The sequence below is a fragment of the Cytobacillus sp. FSL R7-0696 genome (genome assembly GCF_038006865.1).
GTDB lineage: Bacteria > Bacillota > Bacilli > Bacillales > Cytobacillaceae > Cytobacillus > Cytobacillus kochii.
Genome location: NZ_JBBOWA010000001.1, coordinates 1,392,693 through 1,408,362, shown reverse-complemented (window position 1 = coordinate 1,408,362; position 15,670 = coordinate 1,392,693). Strand labels below are relative to the sequence as shown.

Annotated in this window: 12 protein-coding genes, 1 pseudogene and 2 riboswitches; of the genes and pseudogenes, 8 read left to right on the top strand and 5 right to left on the bottom strand. The window is 38.6% G+C overall.

The features are described from left to right. Window positions 1–350 precede the first annotated feature (350 nt). On the top strand, window positions 351–641 hold the full coding sequence (locus MKX29_RS07395) for a hypothetical protein (protein ID WP_341104900.1): 291 nt from the start codon (window positions 351–353) through the stop codon (window positions 639–641). A 20-nt stretch (window positions 642–661) separates the two neighbouring features. Here MKX29_RS07395 and metE read toward each other — a convergent pair whose 3' ends face one another. Both metE and MKX29_RS07385 read right to left on the bottom strand, forming a co-directional pair. Further along, window positions 662–2,962, bottom strand: coding sequence for a 5-methyltetrahydropteroyltriglutamate--homocysteine S-methyltransferase (gene metE, locus MKX29_RS07390; protein ID WP_341104897.1), 2,301 nt, complete (start codon window positions 2,960–2,962; stop codon window positions 662–664). Between the two features lie 145 nt (window positions 2,963–3,107). Then, a riboswitch (cobalamin riboswitch) is annotated at window positions 3,108–3,287 on the bottom strand. 54 nt (window positions 3,288–3,341) lie between these two features. Further along, a riboswitch (SAM riboswitch) is annotated at window positions 3,342–3,454 on the bottom strand. A 205-nt stretch (window positions 3,455–3,659) separates the two neighbouring features. Continuing rightward, the gene (locus tag MKX29_RS07385) at window positions 3,660–3,815 is read right to left on the bottom strand and encodes a hypothetical protein (protein WP_341104895.1); all 156 of its coding nucleotides are present in this window, start codon (window positions 3,813–3,815) and stop codon (window positions 3,660–3,662) included. A 282-nt stretch (window positions 3,816–4,097) separates the two neighbouring features. Between MKX29_RS07385 and MKX29_RS07380 the strand changes: the two are divergent. The 5 genes and pseudogenes from MKX29_RS07380 to MKX29_RS07360 form a co-directional block, all read left to right on the top strand. Continuing rightward, window positions 4,098–5,609 (top strand): annotated as a pseudogene (locus MKX29_RS07380) (glycosyltransferase family 2 protein); the annotation flags it as partial. Next, complete coding sequence (locus tag MKX29_RS07375; RefSeq protein WP_341108226.1) at window positions 5,601–6,842, top strand: nucleotide sugar dehydrogenase; 1,242 nt, start codon at window positions 5,601–5,603, stop codon at window positions 6,840–6,842. The pseudogene MKX29_RS07380 and the gene MKX29_RS07375, both read left to right, overlap by 9 nt. Window positions 6,843–6,907: 65 nt before the next feature. After that, window positions 6,908–8,395 carry a glycosyltransferase family 2 protein gene (locus MKX29_RS07370; protein WP_341104894.1) on the top strand — a complete coding sequence of 496 codons (1,488 nt, stop codon included), beginning with the start codon at window positions 6,908–6,910 and terminating at the stop codon, window positions 8,393–8,395. Further along, complete coding sequence (locus tag MKX29_RS07365) at window positions 8,385–8,624, top strand: hypothetical protein (RefSeq protein WP_251163418.1); 240 nt, start codon at window positions 8,385–8,387, stop codon at window positions 8,622–8,624. Before MKX29_RS07370 ends, MKX29_RS07365 begins: the two co-directional genes overlap by 11 nt. Window positions 8,625–8,643: 19 nt before the next feature. Next, entirely contained in the window at window positions 8,644–8,883 is a 240-nt protein-coding gene (locus MKX29_RS07360; protein ID WP_224938314.1) for a hypothetical protein, read from the top strand. A 1,525-nt stretch (window positions 8,884–10,408) separates the two neighbouring features. Here the strand turns inward: MKX29_RS07360 and MKX29_RS07355 are convergent. Together MKX29_RS07355 and MKX29_RS07350 are read right to left on the bottom strand one after the other, a co-directional pair. Beyond that, the gene (locus MKX29_RS07355) at window positions 10,409–11,095 is read right to left on the bottom strand and encodes a DUF1796 family putative cysteine peptidase (protein WP_224938313.1); all 687 of its coding nucleotides are present in this window, start codon (window positions 11,093–11,095) and stop codon (window positions 10,409–10,411) included. A 117-nt stretch (window positions 11,096–11,212) separates the two neighbouring features. Next, entirely contained in the window at window positions 11,213–12,346 is a 1,134-nt protein-coding gene (locus MKX29_RS07350; protein ID WP_224938312.1) for a CamS family sex pheromone protein, read from the bottom strand. A gap of 164 nt (window positions 12,347–12,510) precedes the next feature. On the opposite strand from MKX29_RS07350, the gene MKX29_RS07345 reads away from it, so the two are divergent. Next, window positions 12,511–13,275 carry a hypothetical protein gene (locus MKX29_RS07345; protein ID WP_341104890.1) on the top strand — a complete coding sequence of 255 codons (765 nt, stop codon included), beginning with the start codon at window positions 12,511–12,513 and terminating at the stop codon, window positions 13,273–13,275. A 297-nt stretch (window positions 13,276–13,572) separates the two neighbouring features. Here MKX29_RS07345 and MKX29_RS07340 read toward each other — a convergent pair whose 3' ends face one another. Beyond that, on the bottom strand, window positions 13,573–13,959 hold the full coding sequence (locus MKX29_RS07340; protein ID WP_341104888.1) for a hypothetical protein: 387 nt from the start codon (window positions 13,957–13,959) through the stop codon (window positions 13,573–13,575). A 399-nt stretch (window positions 13,960–14,358) separates the two neighbouring features. Between MKX29_RS07340 and MKX29_RS07335 the strand changes: the two genes are divergently transcribed. Further along, window positions 14,359–15,543, top strand: coding sequence for a LysM peptidoglycan-binding domain-containing protein (locus tag MKX29_RS07335; RefSeq protein WP_341104886.1), 1,185 nt, complete (start codon window positions 14,359–14,361; stop codon window positions 15,541–15,543). Window positions 15,544–15,670: the final 127 nt, after the last annotated feature.

Genomic DNA, 15,670 nt, shown 5'->3' with positions numbered 1-15,670 from the left:
ATCAATAAATACGAATGATTGTGACCACAGTTTAGATTGTTGCTGTGGTTCTTTTTTGCTTTTATACGGTTGAATCTTCGACGCTTATAAAAGTATATATTTGTAAAAGAATTAATGGTTGGTATAATTTATAGTAAATGACCGTAAATTCGAAATCCTGGATAATAAAAAAGTTCTTTAGAAATGAGCAACATTAAAGTCGAGAACCGTAGCTAATAATGGAGTTCTAGGAAATATAAGCAACGTAAACCCATAAATTACGCGAATGAGCTAATTCCGGAAATTTATATTCCGCAAAGAGCGTTCACAGTCAATCACATACAAATCATAAAGAGAGGATGTATTCATTAATGAAAAAGTTTTTCCTGAATTTTATAAGTATTATTTCTTTTTCTCCCTTTATTACACAAGTCACACAAGAGGATGTTACATATAACATGCGGAAATTAAAGGAGTATAATTGGTTTAATGCTTATTTGCAGAATGAGATATATCAGCACCTCATTACCCATAATGAACGAGTACGGAATTTGATTGGTGGTTTTAACACAAGGAGATTTAATCATCGTCCTTATCAAAAGAAGATGGATAAGAAGTTAAACGCTGTGTTATTGAATGAGGAAATCCGAACGAATGTATAATCGTTCGGATTTCTGTTTGGTTATTCGCCTTTTTTTACAAGTAATTTTTCCCGCGACAGTTTGGCAGCTTGCACCATGACTTTTAGGGCTGCGACGGTTTCGTCAATGCCTCTTGTTTTGAGACCGCAGTCAGGGTTAATCCAGAAAAGTTGTGGGTCTAGTACTTGTAAGGCACGGTCGATGTTTTTCGTTAGTTCGTCGAGTTGTGGCACTCGAGGGCTGTGAATGTCATATACGCCTAGGCCGATACCTTGTTCGTAGGTGCTTTCTTCAAATGAGTGAATCAGCTCGCCATGACTTCTTGATGTTTCAATGGAGATGACATCAGCGTCGAGTGCTTGAATGCTTGAGATAATGTCTTCGAAATCGGAGTAGCACATATGCGTATGAATTTGTGTTTCATTTCTGACAGAAGTGGTGGCTAGTCTAAAAGCATAAACAGCAGCGTTCAGATAATCTTCCCACTTCTCTTGTTTGAGTGGTAATCCTTCACGAATGGCTGGTTCGTCTACTTGAATCATCCGGATACCATTTGCTTCTAGTGCTTCTACTTCTTCTCGAAGGGCAAGGGCAATTTGGTTTGCGACTTCGTAACGAGGGATATCGTCGCGGACAAATGACCAGTTTAAAATCGTAATCGGACCAGTGAGCATACCTTTTACCGGGTGATCTGTTAAGGACTGGGCATAGACTGTTTCTGCAACTGTCATTGGCTGTTCGAATGAGACATCTCCATAAATAATTGGTGGTTTGACACAACGAGAGCCATAAGACTGCACCCAACCGAATTTTGTGAATTGGAATCCGGCTAATTTTTCACCGAAGTATTCGACCATATCTGTGCGTTCGAATTCACCATGAACAAACACATCAAGGCCTAGCTCTTCTTGAATATCAATCCACTTTTTAATTTCCGTTTTGATATATGTTTGATAGTCAGTAGCAGTTAACTCTCCTTTACGCCATTTTAAACGATTTCTTCTCACTTCCTGTGTTTGTGGGAAGCTTCCAATCGTTGTTGTAGGTAGGAGTGGTAGTTGGAAGGCTGTTTTTTGTGCTGCTTGACGAACAGAATAAGGTGCTTCGCGCTCTGCTAGTGATGATGGTAAGTTTTGAATGGCTGTTTGTACTTGTTGATTGTTTCTAATAGAAGATTGATTTAGCGCCTCGATAGCAGTTCGTCTCTTGTTTACCTCATCTTGGATTTGCTCTTTTCCTTCTCTTATTCCTTTTGTTAGCACTACGATTTCTTGTAATTTTTCATCAGCAAAGGCGAGTGCGGTCTTTAATGTATGATCAAGTGTTTCTTCAATTTTGACTGTAACGGGTACATGCAATAAGCTGGATGAAGGCTGGATGATTAAGCGATCCTTCGGAACAATTGCTGTAATTTCTTCTAGAAGAGAGAGCTTATTATCAAGTTTGGCGCCCCAGATATTACGGCCATCGATGACACCTGCAGCTAATACTTTATCACTTGGGAAGCCGAATTTTTGTAAGGAAGCGAGGTTTTGACCTGCATCATGGACAAAATCAAGGCCGATCGCTTGCACAGGTAAAGAGGTAACAGCTTCATAATGAGTGATGCTTTCAAAATACGTTTGTAAAATGATATTTATCTGTGGTGCTGCCTCGTGTAATGTTTGGTAAACTGCTTGATAGAGTGAGATGTCTTCTTCTGTGAGGGTAGTGGCTAAAATAGGTTCATCGATTTGCACCCACCAGGCACCTTCTTGCTGTAATTCTTTTAAAATTTGTGCATAAAGAGGAACGAATTGATTGACGATTGATTTGAATTCACTTTCTTTGTAGCCTTTTGATAATTTCACAAAAGTAATCGGGCCCAAGATAACCGGTTTTCCGTCGATTTCAAGCTTCTCTTTTCCTTCTTTATAAAAGGCAAGTGGCCGGTTTTCAGCAAGTGTTGGCTTGAGGTTGGTGAGTTCTGGCACGATGTAGTGATAGTTTGTGTTAAACCATTTGGTCATTTCAGCTGCCACGGCATCTTTGTTCCCTCTGGCAATATCAAAATACGTTTCAATATCAACCTTCCCACCTCTGTATGTAAAACGCTCAGGAACAAGTCCAAACATCACAGCTGTATCGAGGACATGATCATACAGTGTGAAATCACCAACCGGGATGAGATCAACGCCAAGTTGTTTTTGTTTCTCGAGAGAGGATAAACGTATGACTTCCATTTGTTGCAGAAAAGTCTCTTTATTCAACATACCACTCCAAAATTGTTCTAGAGCTTTCTTCCACTCCCGCTTCTCGCCAATTCTTGGATAACCTACATTTGAGCTTTTTACTTCAGTCATTTTAAACACTCCTTTTATGATTGTATTTTCTCAACAAACAATCTCTCTATCTATTATTAAATGAGAGATTCATACGCAATAAAGAGTTGAGACCATTTGATTTGCTCAACACGTATTCATCACTCCTCTCTATGCATCCGTAGAGTCTAAGTGCAAACAACAGACAGGTCTCCTGACTTCAGATCATCGCTTGTTATCCCTTCCCATTTTAATTATGAAATAGTGGTTAATGATAAGTCGCTCTCCTTCACAGTGGCGGGACCGTGCCGGCATTCCACCGGGCTTCCCTTTTAAGCAATCATGCATCCGTTGCCTTTGTTATTTAGTTTTGAAGATACAAAAGACCTCTCTAAATTAAAAATAGAGAGGTCTTTATCCTCTCTTATTTGCCAAAGCTATTACACTTTGCAGGAATTAGCACCTTTTTAACAAATAATTGTTAAAGGTTGCTGGGTTTCATCGGGCCAGTCCCTCCACCTCTCTGAATAAGAGAATTACATATTTATAATATTTTGAATTTTACAGATATATTAGCATAATAAATGGAAGCTGTCAAAATAAATTCTTCATGAGTGATATATATCATCAGATTCAAGCCACTTGCGAAATTTATGTAGATGGTAATAATGCTTGCCATTAAGAATGACTTTTGGTGCGTGAGGATGCTTCTGTAATAGATCCTTCATGTCTGCTTCACTTAAATAAAGTAAAGATGAAGGTGGCTTTGCTCCACAAGTAAATGATTCATATTACCTTCATTTTTACTACTAAATTGCTTCAACCCATTGCCTATGAAATAGCCAAGTAATGCTAAACCGACGGCAATCCAAATAAAATTCAACTCGAATTCCAATTTGTAATCCCCCTTAAATACATATATATCTACTTTAACATCTCCTAACGAATAGTAATAATCTATTTTTTAGTGCCGAATCCGATCAATGCCCCCATAATTAAACCAATCTACCCTGTCTATCGCACCATCTTTCATAGATTGTATACTTGTCCGAGAACAAAAATGGCCAAGCTGTATATATTGATATTACTTAGTGTTTTTCTCGGGTTTGTGATGGAAAAGGCTATAGTTAGCACAAAGGAGACTATTAATTTTGCTGAAGGAGAGAAGTGAAGTGTTATGAATCTATCTGTTATTATTCCCATTCAGAATGAAGAATCTACGTTGTCAGCCGTTTTAGAAGAGTTAATGAAGATTGAGCCATATGAAATCATCGCTGTTTTGAATGGTTCAACAGATGGATCGGAGAAAATAGCGGAAGCATTTGAATGTAGAAAGCTTGTTTATAAAGAACCTCTAGGGGTGGATATTGGACGAGCAATTGGTGCAAGGGAGGCAAAAGGAGATACGCTTCTTTTTATTGATGGTGATATTGTCGTTAGAGCACAGGAGCTACAAGCACTGCTTGATGGCATTCGGGATGGGGCTGATATTGCCCTAAATGATTTAAGCTGGACAATGAAGCGCCCCATTAGACCACATCCGACAGCAGTATCAAAGTTCTCTCTTAATCATTTTTTAGGTAAAGGTGAGTTATCCGTTAATTCCTTAGTCGCTGTTCCTCATGTGATGAAAAAATCAGCGCTTGATACAATTGGTTGGGAGAATTTAGCTTGTCCGCCATTAGCTCATAGTATAGCTGTGATGAAAGAATTAAAGATGAGTGCACCAGTCGCCATTGACGTGATTGCTACAAATAAGATTCGACCGAAACATCAACAGAAGATTACGGGCTCCTCTTTTTCATTTTCAACAAGTTTAATAATTGGTGACCACTTACGTGCAGTGGCGCAACTGATTGAAGAGAGAGGATATCGCGGTGGTTTAAATGATGGCAGGCGAAATCGGCAATCTTTTAAGGAATATGTACAAGCCTTTTCGGTAAAGGAAGAGAAACGAGCGAAGTATAGTGCGATTATTCCTGTAGGGAAGGAGCCGGATACGATTGCTGAAGTGATTGCTGAGGTAAAGAAGGCAGGCATTGATGAAATCATTGTTGTGTTAAATGGAGCAGATGAACGAACAAAGGAAAAGGTAGAAAAGTCAGGTGTGAAAGTGATTGCGTTTGACCAGGCACTCGGACATAACATTCCAAGAGCGATTGGTGCGCTTCACAGTACAGGAGATATCTGTTTGTTCTTAGATAGTGATTTTGTTATCAAAGCAGAAGATTTAACCCCTTTTATACATGCTGTAGAAGAAGGGGCAGATATTGCTTTAAATGATTTAGAGATATTGCTCGACCGTGCCCATCCGTTGCATTCTGTGAGTGCTGCTAAGTACCTTCTGAATATGGCGCTGAAAAGAGAGGACCTCACCGTTAATTCTCTCACTGCTATTCCACACGCAATGAGCAGGAAAGTGATTGAAGAGATTGGTATCCTCACATTAATGTCTCCACCTTTATTTCAAGCAAAGGCAATTCTAAAAGGATTTAAAGTCGAATCCATTCATTATGTCGATGTCGTCAAGCCAAATAAAATTAGAAAACAGCATCACAGGCAAGCCGATGGTCGGGTCGAATCAACTGACCGGATTCTAGGTGACCACATTGAAGCATTTTCATATTTACTATCGTTCAATCAGAGATGCGGTTATACAGATGGCAACCGAAAATGGGACATGCTCCAAGGTCAAATAGATAGAGTTGCTGTTATTGGTCTCGGCTATGTTGGTCTCCCACTGGCTCTCCACTTAGCAAAAAAGGGCTGTCATGTAACGGGCATCGATCAAGATACTCATAAGATTGAGTTATTACAGCAAGGGAGCAGTTATATTCCTGATGTAAAAGATGAAGAGCTGCAAGCGGTTCTAAATTTCATTCCAAAACATACGGATGCAGCTGTAGCTTTGCTTAAAGCCGCTGAGTATATCATCGTCACAGTTCCAACCCCAATTGACGAACGTCATGAACCAGATTTAAGAGCGATGATTGCAGTTACTAACTATCTTTGCCAATATTTACAGACGGGACAAACGATTATTTATGAAAGCTCTACTTATCCGGGAACAGTAGAAGAGGTGATTGAGCCTATATTCACACGCCATCACTTTCAAGCTGGTGAAGACTACTACTTATGTTATTCACCCGAGAGAATTGATCCAGCAAATAAGCAATATACATTAGCGTCTATCCCAAAAGTGATTAGTGGTCAAACAGAGAGCTCTCTTGCGAAAATTGATCAGTTTTATGCAAAGTATTTTGCTCAAGTTGTGCCAGTAAGTTCACCGAAAGTTGCAGAGTTAGCAAAGTTATTTGAAAATACACAGCGATTAGTCAATATTTCACTAGTGAATGAGTTGGACGAGCTATGTGATCGATTAGACATTGATTTTTATGAAGCCCTGCAGGCAGCTGCGACAAAGCCATTTGGATTTACTCCTTATTGGCCTGGTCCTGGAATAGGTGGACATTGTATCCCTGTTGATCCGATATATTTACAATGGAAACTCAATCAATACGGCTTAAGCAGTCAGCTTGTAGCAGCAGCAAGAAAAATTAATGATACGATGCCTCAAAAAATCGTCAAAAAAGTAGAAGCTGAATTAGCAGGGGAGACTGGGGCAATTCTTGTTGTTGGCCTAGCGTATAAAAGGGATGTGAACGATGTCCGTGAATCCCCAGCTTTAACAATATTTAACGAACTCTTGCAGAAAGGTTATCAGGTAGACTATCACGATCCTTATGTACCAACTGTTGTTCTTGAAAATAAAAGCTATCAATCCGTTCCGTTAACAAAGGAGACATTATCAAAGTATCAATTAACCCTGCTTCTTACTGACCATAGTAATTTGGATTATAAACTTTTATCGAAAGTAGAAAATATCATTGATACGAGGCATGTATTAAAAACAGGGAAATGAACAAGCAATACCATATTCCTTGTAAGGGGGTGATGCCACTTAAGGATGTAAGGAGACGATGCTTTTTGGATGGTTCGTGTTTATCTTTGATTGTCCCTATTAGTCGGGATGCGAGTAATCAGTATGTGAGTAAGTTGATCCAGACCTATCAATCTATCACAAATGTTGAGCTAATCTTTGTTGCCCATAAATCACTAAATGTTGATCCGTTTCGTCTCGTAGTAAATGATGCTTGGCAACATGTCTACGAAGCACATGTCATCGGGGCAAAAAAGGCAACGAGACCATGTATGTTATTTTTAGATCTCAACCAACATATTACGGTACCAACGCTCCAGCAATTTTTACAACCGCTGATGGACAATAGCGCGGACGCTGTTCTCAATAATATGGACTATGAATTTCAAAAAAAACACCGCCACATTCCTTCTACTATTTTCCCGCAAATAACCAATGCTTTTATCCATCGTTCGGATTTAAAAATAGACCAAATCATGTTCGTCCCTTATGGACTCTCAAGAAAAGCAGTAGATACTATTGGTATCGATACGCTTAGCAATCCTGTTGAAGCACATGTGAAATTAGTTCAACAAGGCTATGTATTGTCGCATCAGCTTCCTATTCGAAATATCTTTCAGCTGCAAAATCAAGTGTGGGATAGGAAAGATGACAGGAGAAGAATAGACGATTATTTACAAGCTTACACACAAAGATTCCCGCCTAATAGCCGATCAAAGTTTTCTGATGGTGAAAGAAGATTAGATGTACTAGATTCTGTTATCCAGGGCCATCAGCCAACTATTAGAAAAAATGACCATGCCAACAACCCCTTATCCCGGTTATCAGTTATCATCCCAGCTCAAAATGAACAAGCGCGAATTAAGGCAGTAATTGAGGAGTGTATGCGATTAGGTCCGTTAGAAATCATTGTTATTGTGAATGGGTCAAATGATCAGACAGCGGTTCATGCATATGATGCAGGGGCAACGGTTATTCAGTTTGCTGAAAAACTAGGTTTAGATACTGGTAGGGCGATAGGTGCACACTTTGCCACCGGCGAGATTTTGTTATTTGTTGATGGCGATTTTGTCATCGCGATGGAAGACTTACAGCCATTTGTACAGGCTGTAGAGAGGGGCGTTGATGTTGCAGTAAATGACCTCAATGCTAGCATAAAACAGCACTGGCCGCTTCATTTAGTTACTGCCTGTAAATACGCAATAAATGTAGCTTGTAATCGAGCTGATTTAGGTGTGGGCTCCATTGTTGCTGTCCCCCATGCCTTGAGAAGGAAAAGTATTGAAAAAGTCGGTGTTGGGTCACTAGCTAATCCTGTATTAGCTTACGTAAAGTTAATTGTTAATCATTGTGTAGTCGAAAATGTACACCATGTAGAAGTGGATAAAATCAATCGCTTTCGCCCGCATACTCATTATGCTAATCGAAAAGGATGTCTAGCCCCCACTACTTCAGTCATCGTCGGTGATCATTTAGAGGCGATGATATATTTAGGGAATTTACAAAAAAAAGGAGAGAAAAAGAATGGCTTGTAAAAATGAAAGTTGTTTTGATGTATGTCTAAAATTGGTGGTAAATACGAATAGCAGACGGGCAGAAACGTCCGTTGAGTGCGATGAAGCTTGCGGTGGTATCGAGTTCGAATTTGAAAATGGCGTCATTCAAATCACTTTACCACTTGTAGCTTGTGTGGAGACGACATTAAAAGATGATTTAAGTGCGAGTGCAGAGCTAACAAGCTTATCTTTACCAGGCTATCAATAAACACAAGGAGTGAATGGAAATGGCATGTAGTCATAAAAGTTGTTTTGATATTTGTCTGAAAATCATGGTAAATACGAGAACAGGAAGAGCAGAAACGGAAGTGCAATGCGATGAGGTCTGCCCAGGTCTTGAGTTTGAATTCGAAGATGGCATCATAATCATCACGATTCCACTAGTTGCCTGTGTGGAAACAACCTTAAGAGACTCCTTGCGTGCAGATGCACAACTCGTCAGTTTATCTTTGCCAGGTTATTCTTGAACAAATAAGGAGTACGGAACCTGATACCATTTTGGTGTGAGGTTCTTTTTATCATAAATGATGGATGGTAGATGCGTTTAAGAGTGAGGAGGAATAGAGAGAAACTCTTGTCTAGTCGGTCAAAGTCAACTTAAGAACTGCGGGAAAAAAAGGAAAACAGTCGCTCTTGGGATGCTAATATATGTTGATAACGGGAAAAAAGAGACACCGTCGAATAGGAGGGGATATCTCACTTTTAAGCCCTGCTCGATTGGAGAGAAATAGAAAAGAGAAAAATTAATTTTGTGCACCATCCTCAGAGATGTTGAATTTGAATTCTTGTTCTTCATTCAGGCTGAAATGGGCTAACGAGAGCCAAGTATGCATAAATTGCGAATCACTCAAACGGAAATGAGTTATCGAGAGGATAGCAAACTGGAGTTGCGAGTTCCTCAAGTGGGAATCTGTAAAGGAGAGGATAGCAAACTGGAGTTGCGAGTCCCTCAAGTGGAACCCTTGTTCACGAGAGGTAAGCAAACTGGAATTGCAAGTCTCTCAAGAGGGAATCTGTAAAGGAGAGGTGAGCAAACTGTGATTGCAAGTCTCTCAAGTGGAACCCCTGTTCACGAGAGGTAAGCAAACTGTAATTGCGAGTCTCTCAAGAGGGAATCTGTAAAGGAGAGGTGAGCAAACTGTGATTGCAAGTCTCTCAAGAGGGAATCTGTTAAGGAGAGGATAGCAAACTGGAATTGCAAGTCCCTCAAGAGGGAATCTGTAAAGGAGAGGTGAGCAAACGGGAATTGCGAGTCCCTCAAGTGGAGCCCCTGTTAAGGAGAGGTAAGCAAACGGGAATTGCGAGTCTCTCAAGTGGAACCCTGTTAAGGAGAGGTAAGCAAACTGTAATTGCGAGTCTCTCAAGTGGACACCTATTAATGAGAGGTGAGCAAACTGTGATTGCAAGTCCCTCAAGTGGAACCCCTGTTCACGAGAGGTAAGCAAACTGTAATTGCGAGTCTCTCAAGTGGAACCCTGTTAATGAGAGGTAAGCAAACTGGAATTGCAAGTCTCTCAAGAGGGAATCTGTTAAGGAGAGGTGAGCAAACTGTAATTGCGAGTCTCTCAAATGGGAATCTGTAAAGGAGAGGTTAACAAACTGTAATTGTGAGTCTCTCAAGAGGGAATCTGTTCACGAGAGGTAAGTAAACCGGAATTGCGAGTCCCTCAAGTAGGAATCTGTTCACGAGAGGTTAACAAACTGATTTGCGAGTAACTCAAACAGAAATCTCCCAACGAGAGGTTAGCAAAATGAAATGGCGAGTCACTCAAACAAAAACCCCTCAATGAAAGCTGAGCAAACTGGATTTGCACGTCACTTAAAGGAAAACCACCCACGAAAGCCGAACAAACGGAATTTACTATCATTTATAAGAAAATCAAACCAATTGGTCTAGGGATGAGAGACGCAGTGATCAAAATATAGCTACACACTTATTTCCTTTCGATATCTAAGTACTAAATAAAAAAGACAGTGCATAATCGACTGTCTTTACTTCCTCAAACTCACACCAGTAAGGATTTCCTTCCATATTTGTTTATCATAATGATGGTTAATGGGTATTTTAACGAAGCAGATTCCTTCATGTGGCCATTCCGCATCAATGAGTGGTCGTTCTAATGGTATATTTACTTGTTGGATGATAAGGAGGTTGAAGGGGCCGCGGGTAATTTTGGAGAGGGTCGTATGCAATTCAATAATGTCATCGTATTTTGCAATTTCCCATTCATATCGGATGAATAACGTTTTTTTGCTAGTTTGTATTTTTTTGAGAAAGTTTTGAATGCGTTTGTTGAGCTTTTGCTTGAATGCTGGGTACTGATCGGTCCACTGTTGGTTGGCGATCATAGGGAAATCGTGGACAGAATCAATTTGATATAGACGGTCATGAACAAAATGAGCCCTTGCAGGGGTGGTTCCTCCTTCTTCATAAATGACTTGTCCTTCATGAACGAAATGTGCGGTAATATTCTTTTCCTCCATGTGATCTTTTTCCATGTAATTTTTAAACCTGTTTCTAAGTAGCTGATTGACCATGTTAAGATATGGCGACTGTACCCAATCAAAAGGGAATGAATTTTTTCTTAAGTGATGCTCTTTTGTGAAGATGGCAGGACCACACCAACAGCCTAAACTTACAACGAGATCATATACGCCTTTTGTTTCTGATAGCTTCAAGTTATCACTCCTTTACTTATAATTATTTTATTAATAAAGAAGAGGAAGTGATTGGACAAACAGTTAAATGCAGTAGAAAAGGCTCCTCCTTTTTTAAAAAAAGAAGAAGCCCTACTTTTATAATATTTCCGTTAAGATCTCTTTGTTCTCTGTATCCCAAATCATGAGCCCAAGTTCTTCATCTACATTGATGATGCGAATGGAGACGGGGACATGGTCGCCTGCTATAGAATTAATTTTCGTACCGCAAAAGTTAAGGATGCTCGTTAACTCTGCCTTTGAAATACCTGGTGCATAGATTTTTAATTCTATATTTGTTAAATTATCATGCTCATAATTAATATCGCCGTTTAATCTCAAATCTAAATTTGTGAAGTAGGTAAGAAGGTCATCTGATAGATAATTGAGACTATCATGGAGACTTTTATCCACTTCATTTAATTCATCTGAAGGATAGACATATTGGTCTTTTTCAACCTCTTCCCAGCTGCCAATACCTTGTTTGCCTTTATCAATATAAGTATGAGCAAGAAATTGGCCAGGTGTAATTTCATTTTGGCCTGCCTCTTCATAGATAGATAAGATAATTGGTACGTTAGGGACATTTTCAATCCCTCTAACGGCAGAAATAACATTTTTTGCGATGTTTTTCGCATATTTTTCGTTGTAACTCTTGTCTTTATAAACATCATTCACTCTTACTTCACCTGTGTGAACTAATCCGGCATCATCCATTACCCGAATATGGTAGTAATCATTGATAGAAATAGCTAATGAAATCCCAACAACTTTACCTTTTTCATTTAAGTAATTTTGTTCGTGAATATGAGAGATGATTTTAGGGGTTTTTTCCTCATCTTCCAGTCGATCTTTTGTTGCTTTCATTTTGGGGTTCAGTCCATTAGGCGTATCATTAGACTCTCTAGCAAGTAATTCATTGAGCAAGTCACTATCTATGTATTGCCCTGATTGATAAAGGTGGTCTTCTGGTGAAAAATATTCAGAAGTGATATCCATCAACCCCAGTTCAATCTCAGTGATATCGTAGTTATTAGACACATTTGCTGTAATTGCACCTCGTGCCTTAGCTGGCTCAAACGGTTGCTTGACTTTGAATATATTATTCTCAATTTGCGTTGGAATGACGATATCTTCGGGTTGATCCGTGGTTTCTTCCTCGTCCTTATTCATACATGCTGTTAGCGTAATAAGTAGTAATGGTGTAAGTGTAAGTAGTAGAAGCCTTCTCATGGTTAACTCCTTGTTTGTATGTTTTTGAACCAATCATCTTGCAAATAAAAGGTACCATATAATGACATTATGTACAAATGATATTTTCATAGCTTGCTTGAAAAAGGAGGATTATGAAAGATGGAATAGAAAGGGTTAGAAAAGAAAGATGGATGTGAATAATAATGAGAGCAACCGAAAGTATTCAGCGTGTTTGGGAACAATTTAATACGTTCCCGATGGAAAATCTAACGAAAATATGGCATTACCAAAAGGGGGGTGAGAGAAAGCAAAGAGAGCTATCCTTAATGAAGGAACATAGAGATCAATATGGCCTGGCGGGTAATTGTTTTGATTTAGCCATTTGGTTGTTGGATGCCTTTCGACAAGCAAAGATTCAAGCATTTCCAATCGGTCATCATCTAGGGACACTAAATGCCCATGTAGCAGTAATTGCACTGGACGATAATGGTGGCCGCTACTTATGTGATTTGGGGGATCAGTGGTTAAATCCGGTGTTAATAGATAAGAAACGAGAAAATTTCACAAGTGAGAAACTTGGCGGTTTTTTCCCAGGTGCTAATATACAAATGATACCGAATGAATATATGGTTGAGGTGCGCTATCATAGACCAAATGGGAAAGAATCAAAACAAATATATGATACACGCCCGATTGATTGTGATGTTTTTCTCCATGCAGCTGAACATTCGCAAAATCTCATTAAGCCCACTCCCTTACTCGAATGTAGAGTTCCCTATCAAACAGAAGTAGCACACTGGGAATTTACAAATTGGATTAGCTTTTTGAGCACGAATCATGGACTAATAAAAGACAGTCCATTAGTTGGTATCGATGAGTGGGTAATGAAAATTCATGAAAAAACGGGTTATAATAAAGAAATTTTGTTGGAGATGTTAAAGCTATATCACGCTTTTCAAAATAAATAATACGACATGAGCCGTGGTATTTTTGAATTGAATCATTTTGACTCTGCATTAAATAAATGGACGACCTAACTACGTTCTAATATATATCTTAATCAACCAAGCAATAAAAATGATATCCATGCTAAAACAAAATGTTTTAAATCAGAACGCTGTTTGTTGGTAAGAAGAGTGGTGAGGAATGTCCCGGCACCCGTTGTCGTGCTTTGGTTCAAATATACGACTGTAAATAGGTTTTTTATCTTCCCCCTTCTTTCGAGCTATATATAATTAGGTGATTTTGGATTGTAGTAAATTTTATTAGTCCGTATTTTGAAATGGAAGGCGCGGTTTTTCCTCTTCATAGATGGAATAACTCAAACCTCCATTTTCTATACTCGAACATTGCTTATCGCTACAATAAAATAGGTACGTTTGTTGCTCAGTTCTAACGCTGACTTCCATATAATACGGGAAGACACCACCTTTAAACTTGTTAATATCTGATTCGATGGCAATGATTTTTTCTCTTTCCCTTAAAGCTAAGTAATCCTCACTTTCAACCGTTTTTAGTATCATTTCACTTAAAATGATAGCTTCTTCTCTTGTCGCTTCAGACCATTGTTCAAATATGAACCATTTGCAGAAGTAATATATGTTCAGTAGTAGACTAACGGTTAATAAGAAAACGAACAGCTTGTGTTTCAATTTAAACCACCTTCATATTTTTAGTGTGATTTTACACTAAAAATATCTTATTTACAATCGTTCATTTTTGTTGTCTACGACGGAATTTAAAAATAATCTCTTATAATAAGAGGTTAGAACATATTGTAAAATAGTAAGATTTTAATTCAATTAAATCGGCAACTCTCTGATGAATAGGTAGAAAATCATTAGAAATTGGTATTTTTTATAACTTATAAAATTCTTCTAAAATATATAGTCAAAAGGCAACTTGACAGTATTATTACTATCGTATAATTTACAAAGTGGTTAACCAAATTAGTCGACGAATGAAGCTATTATAATTGAATATTATTAAACTAGTCATCCTAGGTAATAGTTGGTAATATACGAGGAATAACGGAGGCCAACATACGTATAATGAAGAAAAAACTAGCAATTACTTTATCTACCCTTGTTTTTTTAAGTCCAATGACCACATTTGCTGATAAATATACAGTCAAGCAAGGTGATAATTTATGGGACATTTCAGAGGAACAGCGTGTTGATTTTTATGAATTATTAGACGTTAATAGTCAAATTCCTAATAAAGATCTCATTTTCCCTGAGCAAATCATTCAATTACCTAAAACGAGCTCTATTTATTATACTGTTTTACCGGGTGACTCCTTGTGGAGAATTGCCATTAAGTTAAATATTAATTTTGAAAAACTACTAAATGCGAACCCAGAAATTACGAATAAAAACCTCATCTATCCAGGGCAAAAAATTAAAATACCTGAGAGAAGAGACGGAGAACTTTTGGAACAAGATGATTCTAACATTATAAAACCACAAGCCAATACGGACAAAGTATCAAAGCCAAAAGTTGAGGAACAAAATAGATCTAAGCCAAAGGAAGAAAAACCAGAGGCAACTGAACCGAAAGAAGAGAAACCGGAAGTAACTGAGCCAAAGGAAGAAAAACCAGAGGCGACTGAACCGGAAGAAAAGAAACCGGAAGTAACTGAGCCAAAGGAAGAAAAACCAGAGGCAACTGAACCGAAAGAAGAGAAACCGGAAGTAACTGAGCCGGAAGAAAAACCAGAGGCGACTGAACCGGAAGAAGAAAAACCGGAAGTGACTGAGCCAGAGGAAGAAAAACCAGAGGCGGCTGAACCGGAAGAAGAGAAGCCCGGAGTAACAGACCCAGAGGAAGAAAATGACGGAAATGCGTCTGCAGGAAATCATGAGCAATACATGAATGAAGTCGTATCATTGGTAAATGTAGAGCGTGCTAATAACGGGTTGCCTGCATTAAAACTTAATGGAGACGTTTCCAAAGTTGCGTATTTGAAGGCGAAGGATATGGCCGATAACAACTACTTTAGTCATACTTCTCCCACATATGGAACACCATTTGAAATGTTAACGGCAAATGGGGTTACCTATCTTACTGCGGGTGAAAATATTGCTAAAGGCTATACATCACCTAAAGCGGTTGTCCAAGGCTGGATGAACTCTGAAGGTCATAGAGCAAATATATTAAACGGTAATTTTACAGAAATCGGCATAGGTTATGAGAGTAATGGTCATAATTGGGTGCAGATGTTTATAGGGAAATAAAGACTAAAAAGGCTGAACCTAACGCGAGGGGTTCAGCCTTCTTATAATCTTTCACGAAATCAGTACTCGTTGTTTAAATTTCTAAATATTTAGTAATATAGTATAATTTGTTAAATGACTAAATGAG

What these genes read in the sequence shown, in the direction of transcription:
- MKX29_RS07395 (WP_341104900.1), top strand. Translation starts at nt 351, where the DNA reads ATGAAAAAGTTTTTCCTGAATTTTATAAGTATTATTTCTTTTTCTCCC.
- metE (WP_341104897.1), bottom strand. Translation starts at nt 2,962, where the DNA reads ATGACTGAAGTAAAAAGCTCAAATGTAGGTTATCCAAGAATTGGCGAG.
- MKX29_RS07375 (WP_341108226.1), top strand. Translation starts at nt 5,601, where the DNA reads ATGCTCCAAGGTCAAATAGATAGAGTTGCTGTTATTGGTCTCGGCTAT.
- MKX29_RS07365 (WP_251163418.1), top strand. Translation starts at nt 8,385, where the DNA reads ATGGCTTGTAAAAATGAAAGTTGTTTTGATGTATGTCTAAAATTGGTG.
- MKX29_RS07360 (WP_224938314.1), top strand. Translation starts at nt 8,644, where the DNA reads ATGGCATGTAGTCATAAAAGTTGTTTTGATATTTGTCTGAAAATCATG.
- MKX29_RS07350 (WP_224938312.1), bottom strand. Translation starts at nt 12,346, where the DNA reads ATGAGAAGGCTTCTACTACTTACACTTACACCATTACTACTTATTACG.
- MKX29_RS07345 (WP_341104890.1), top strand. Translation starts at nt 12,511, where the DNA reads ATGAGAGCAACCGAAAGTATTCAGCGTGTTTGGGAACAATTTAATACG.
- MKX29_RS07335 (WP_341104886.1), top strand. Translation starts at nt 14,359, where the DNA reads ATGAAGAAAAAACTAGCAATTACTTTATCTACCCTTGTTTTTTTAAGT.